Annotated in this window: 5 protein-coding genes; 4 read left to right on the forward strand and 1 reads right to left on the reverse strand. The window is 51.7% G+C overall.

Annotated elements, in window-relative coordinates; translation table 11 throughout:
- A partial coding sequence (locus THS27_RS27270; RefSeq protein WP_210403022.1) for a hypothetical protein occupies positions 1–323 on the forward strand: 323 nt, incomplete at its 5' end.
- 16 nt (positions 324–339) lie between these two features.
- On the forward strand, positions 340–1,344 hold the full coding sequence (locus THS27_RS25615) for a Gfo/Idh/MocA family protein (protein ID WP_085595761.1): 1,005 nt from the start codon (positions 340–342) through the stop codon (positions 1,342–1,344).
- Between the two features lie 110 nt (positions 1,345–1,454).
- Here THS27_RS25615 and THS27_RS25620 read toward each other — a convergent pair whose 3' ends face one another.
- A complete protein-coding gene (locus tag THS27_RS25620) occupies positions 1,455–2,621 on the reverse strand; it encodes an aminotransferase (RefSeq protein WP_085595763.1) in 1,167 nt (388 codons plus the stop codon).
- Between the two features lie 492 nt (positions 2,622–3,113).
- Between THS27_RS25620 and THS27_RS25630 the strand changes: the two genes are divergently transcribed.
- Entirely contained in the window at positions 3,114–3,452 is a 339-nt protein-coding gene (locus THS27_RS25630; RefSeq protein WP_007091888.1) for a P-II family nitrogen regulator, read from the forward strand.
- 63 nt (positions 3,453–3,515) lie between these two features.
- Positions 3,516–4,925 carry a type I glutamate--ammonia ligase gene (glnA, locus tag THS27_RS25635; RefSeq protein WP_085595767.1) on the forward strand — a complete coding sequence of 470 codons (1,410 nt, stop codon included), beginning with the start codon at positions 3,516–3,518 and terminating at the stop codon, positions 4,923–4,925.
- Positions 4,926–5,114: the final 189 nt, after the last annotated feature.

Consider the following 5,114-nt stretch of genomic DNA (forward strand, 5'->3'; position numbering starts at 1 on the left):
CGACCTCCAGAGCCACAATCTGGCGCTCTAACCGACTGAGCTACACCCGCCATCGTGTGGCGCGGTTTTTATCGCCGGGGACAGGGTACGTCAAGCGGAGATTTCGACTTTTTTTCATCACTGCCCTAAATGACACCTGCAAACCGCCTTTCAGCGCGATTTTAAGCCGGTTAAAACGCATGGCAGAACCAGTGCTTTTCACCGTCGTGCTTTTTTCCCTCACATATTTCACTTGCATCGGGGCAGAATGGGAACAATTAAGTCAACGCAATATCATGAATCCGGCGTACACCGATTTGGGTACACGCGACCGGACAGGATAAGGAAACGGAGAATCCGATGAAGTGGGGCGTGATCAGCACAGCCAATATTGGCACCACCAAAGTTATTCCGGCCATGCAGCAAAGCGACAAGCTGGAAATTCTGGCCATTGCCGGACGTGATTTGGAAAAAACCCGCGAGGTTGCCGAAAACCTGCGCATTCCACGCGCCTATGGTTCCTATGAAGAACTTCTGGCCGATCCGTCGATCGAGGCGGTGTATAACCCCCTGCCCAACCATTTGCATGTTGAATGGACGATCAAGGCACTGGAAGCTGGCAAACACGTTTTGTGCGAAAAGCCGATTGGTATGGATACCGAAGATGCGCAGCGCCTGATTGATGCCCGGGATAAAAGCGGCAAGCAGGTTTTGGAAGCCTTTATGGTGCGCCATCATCCGCAATGGCAACATGCACAGGAACTGGTAACCAGCGGCCAGATCGGCGATTTAACCGCCGTTCAAAGCATTTTCACCTACCACAACACCGACCCCGGCAATGTGCGCAACAAAAAGGATATCGGCGGCGGCGGGCTGCTTGATATCGGGTGTTACTGCATTATCGGCCCTCGTTACATTACCGGGCGTGAACCTGTCCGGGTGGTGTCCCTGATGGATAAAGACCCCAAATTTGGCACAGACCGGCTGGTTTCAGGGATGCTGGATTTTGGTAGCGGCGTTCAGGCCAGCTTTGTTTGCGGCACACAATCAGCCGCCGTTCAGCGGGTTCATATTCTGGGCACCGAGGGACGCATTGAAATTGTCATGCCGTTTAACCCGGTACCGGAAAACCTCGCCCTTATCCGCGTTGGCACCCAAAAACAGCCCGGCTTTGGCGAAGCCCGCGAAATCACTTTTCCGATCTGCAATCACTATACCTTGCAGGGTGAAACCGCGACCGCCATTTTCAACGGCGAGATCGAGGTCGATTACCCGATTGAAGATGCCATCGCCAATATGAAAATTCTGGACGGTCTGGCGCGCTCGGCCCGCACCGGAAGCTGGGAAATGGTTGACCAGAAATAACCATCTATGGCCTGTTTGCCCCACATAATAAAAAGAGGACATCGCCCCAAAACGATGCCCTCTTTTTTATTGCGTTAATTGCAACCCGATATGCCGACCTTACGGCATCACTAGGCAACAAAAACCTTTTTCATTCTCTCGATCGCTTCTTCCATCATTTCCTCGCGCTTGCAGAAACAAAAACGCACAAAATGGCGAACATCGCCTTGCTGATAAAAAGCCGATACCGGAATGGCAACAACGCCGACCTTTTCGATCAGGTACTGGCAAAACGCTTCATCATCGCCCTCAAAGCCCAGCGGACGGAAATCGCAGGTGATAAAATACGTCCCCTGGGAGTCCAGCACATCAAAGCCAACTTCGCGCAATCCTTTCATCAGGTAATCACGCTTGTTTTCCATAACGGCGGTAAAACCGTTAAAATAGCTGTCATCCTGATTAAGGCCATAGGCCACGCCATGTTGCAAATTAGGGGCTGTGGTGAAAACCAGATACTGGTGGGCCTTTGCAATTGGCTCCAGCAATTTGGGACAGGCCGTAATATAGCCCACCTTCCAGCCCGTCAGCGAAAACGTCTTGCCAGCTGAACCAATACGTACACACCGATCACGCATGCCGGGAAAAGTCATCAGCGGGCGGTGCTTGCGCCCGTCAAAGACCAGATGTTCATAAACCTCGTCACACAGGGCATAGGCATCGTGCTTGATCACCAGTTCCGATAAAAACTGTAATTCATCGTCACTAAACACCTTTGAACAAGGGTTCATTGGCGAATTGATCAGCACCAGTTTGGTTTTATCAGAAAAGGCCGCGGCGAGTTCAGCGCGCGGTAATTCCCAATGGGGCGGCGTTACACGTACCAGCTTGGGAATGCCGCCGGCGAGCTTCACAATTGGCAAATAACTGTCGTAAAGCGGCTCAATCAACACCACTTCATCCCCAGGTGCGACCAAACCCAAAATGGCATTTGCCAGGGCTTCAGTCGCCCCTGCGGTAACCATCACTTCGCTTTGGGCATCCACATCAAGCCCGTAAAAACGCTGATTATGACGTGCGACCGCTTCGCGCAGTTCAGGAATGCCCATCATGGACGGATACTGGTTTGACAAGTTCATCGTCGCATCTGCGGCGGCCTGACGGATATCGGCCGGGCCATCGGTATCGGGCGCACCCTGCCCCAGATTAATGGCGTTATGTTTGCGCGCCAGGCCACTCATGACCTCGAAAATTGTAATACCGCCCGATGCAAACAAGGGATTGCCAATAAAATCCGACATCGTGAACCGTCCTTTTATCTGTCTTTATGCGTATATCCGCTATTGCTGCATCCTTGCACGTTATCTCCGCTGATGCAGGCAATACCATCCTGATGATATGTTTTTGCCATGCCAGCCCCGCAATGACCAGCATGACGCAGCCGCAAAACAATAAAATGACGATCACGCGCAAAAATAGAATCGAATAAGCCAATATCGGCCCCCGAAGCGACGATTGTTTGCGTTGCGGTGTAATTTGTCGGCACCGTTTTTTACAAATTTTCCAAAACGCTAAGCCAATATTGCCATTTTGCATAAATTTTATACAAAATGCCTAATTTACGATCAGCATCCTGGAAAATTTCCATATTAACGGGTGGGTTTTTCTAGGTTTTCGACATAAGACTCCCTAGAATATCGGCACTCGGCGACGGGAGCTTAAAACTGGCACGCGCCGTGCTAACCACATTGACCGAGTTCATCGCAACTCTCGCACAAAGCAGAGGGCGCTTAATGAAAAAGATTGAAGCCATCATCAAGCCATTCAAGCTTGACGAGGTTAAAGAGGCCCTTCAGGAGATCGGCCTTAAAGGGATTACCGTCACCGAAGCCAAGGGCTTTGGCCGTCAAAAAGGTCACACGGAACTTTACCGTGGTGCTGAATATGTGGTCGACTTCCTGCCAAAGGTGAAGTTGGAAATTGTTGTCGAAGACACGCTGGTTGAGCGTGCGATTGAAGCGATCCAACAGGCTGCGCATACCGGCCGGATCGGCGATGGTAAAATTTTCGTTTCCTCGCTTGAGGACGCGATCCGTATCCGTACGGGCGAACGGGGCAATGACGCGATCTGATCGGTCATTTCATCCCTGCTTGCTGTACGGTCGCTATATTATTGAGTTTTAAAGGGTTGCATCATGTCTGACGCTGCTTCAGTACTTAATTTGATCAAAGAAAAAGGCATCCAGTTTGTGGATCTGCGCTTTACCGATTCCAAAGGTAAATGGCAGCACACCGCACAGGACATCTGCACGATCGACGAAGACGTTTTCGTTGACGGCATCATGTTCGATGGTTCGTCCATCGCTGGCTGGAAAGAAATCAACGAATCCGACATGGTTCTGATGCCCGATCCGTCGACCGCCGTTGTTGACCCGTTCACCGCACAGCCGACCCTGATCGTTGTTTGCGACGTTATCGAACCGGCCACCGGCCAGGGTTATGAACGTTGCCCGCGTTCGACCGCGAAACGCGCACTGGCATACATGAAGTCTGCCGGCATTGGTGACACCGCATTCTTCGGTGCAGAACCTGAATTCTTCATGTTTGACGACGTTCGCTGGACCACCGCTGGCGAAGGCATGGGCTACCAGCTTGACTCCGAAGAAGGTCCGTATAACACCGGCACCGAATTCGAAGGCGGCAACCGTGGCCACCGCCCGGGTCCGAAGGGCGGTTACTTCCCGGTACAGCCGGTTGACTCAGCCAACGACATCCGCGCTGAAATGGTCAACTACATCAACGAAATGGGTGTGCGTTGCGAAAAGCACCACCACGAAGTTGCACCGTCGCAGCACGAACTGGGTATCGGTTTCGGCACCCTGATCGAACATGCCGACGCGATCCAGATCTACAAATATTGCATCCACATGGTTGCACACCAGTATGGCAAAACCGCCACCTTCATGCCGAAACCGGTTTGGGGCGATAACGGTTCTGGCATGCACACCCACCAGTCGATCTGGAACGAAGGCAAGCCTTTGTTTGCTGGTAACGGCTATGCTGATCTGTCCGACATGGCCCTTTACTACATCGGCGGCATTATCAAACATGCCAAGGCGCTGAACGCTTTCACCAACCCGACCACCAACAGCTACAAGCGTCTGGTTCCGGGTTTTGAAGCACCGGTTCTGCTGGCATATTCTGCCCGTAACCGTTCGGCTTCCTGCCGTATTCCCTACACCGCGTCGCCGAAGGGCAAACGCGTTGAAATCCGCTTCCCCGATGCGCTTGCCAACCCGTACCTGGCATTCTCGGCCATGTTGATGGCTGGCCTTGACGGTATCGAAAACAAGATTCATCCGGGCGAAGCCATGGACAAGAACCTCTATGATCTTCCGCCGGAAGAACTCAAAGAAGTTCCGACCGTTTGCGCATCCCTGCGTGAAGCCCTTGAAAGCCTTGATAAGGACCGCGAGTTCCTGAAAAAAGGCGACGTGATGACCGACGATTTGATCGAAGCGTACATCAAGTTGAAAATGGAAGAAGTCATCCGTTTTGAACAGTCACCGCACCCGGTCGAATTTGACATGTATTACAGCGGCTAATTGATCCTTCAATTATCCTGTGAATTTGAAACGCCCGGCAAACATTCTGCCGGGCGTTTTTTTTCATTTTCAGTCTCTCATCCCGATTTTAATCGGCTGGTCCGATAATACTGCATCTATCAGATAACCTTTATCTAACGAACAACAGCCGATGTGAACACACCGGGCAAACACCCAAAACAAAACCCC

This window comes from Thalassospira sp. MCCC 1A01428 (assembly GCF_002115825.1).
In the GTDB taxonomy this organism is placed as follows: Bacteria; Pseudomonadota; Alphaproteobacteria; order Rhodospirillales; family Thalassospiraceae; genus Thalassospira.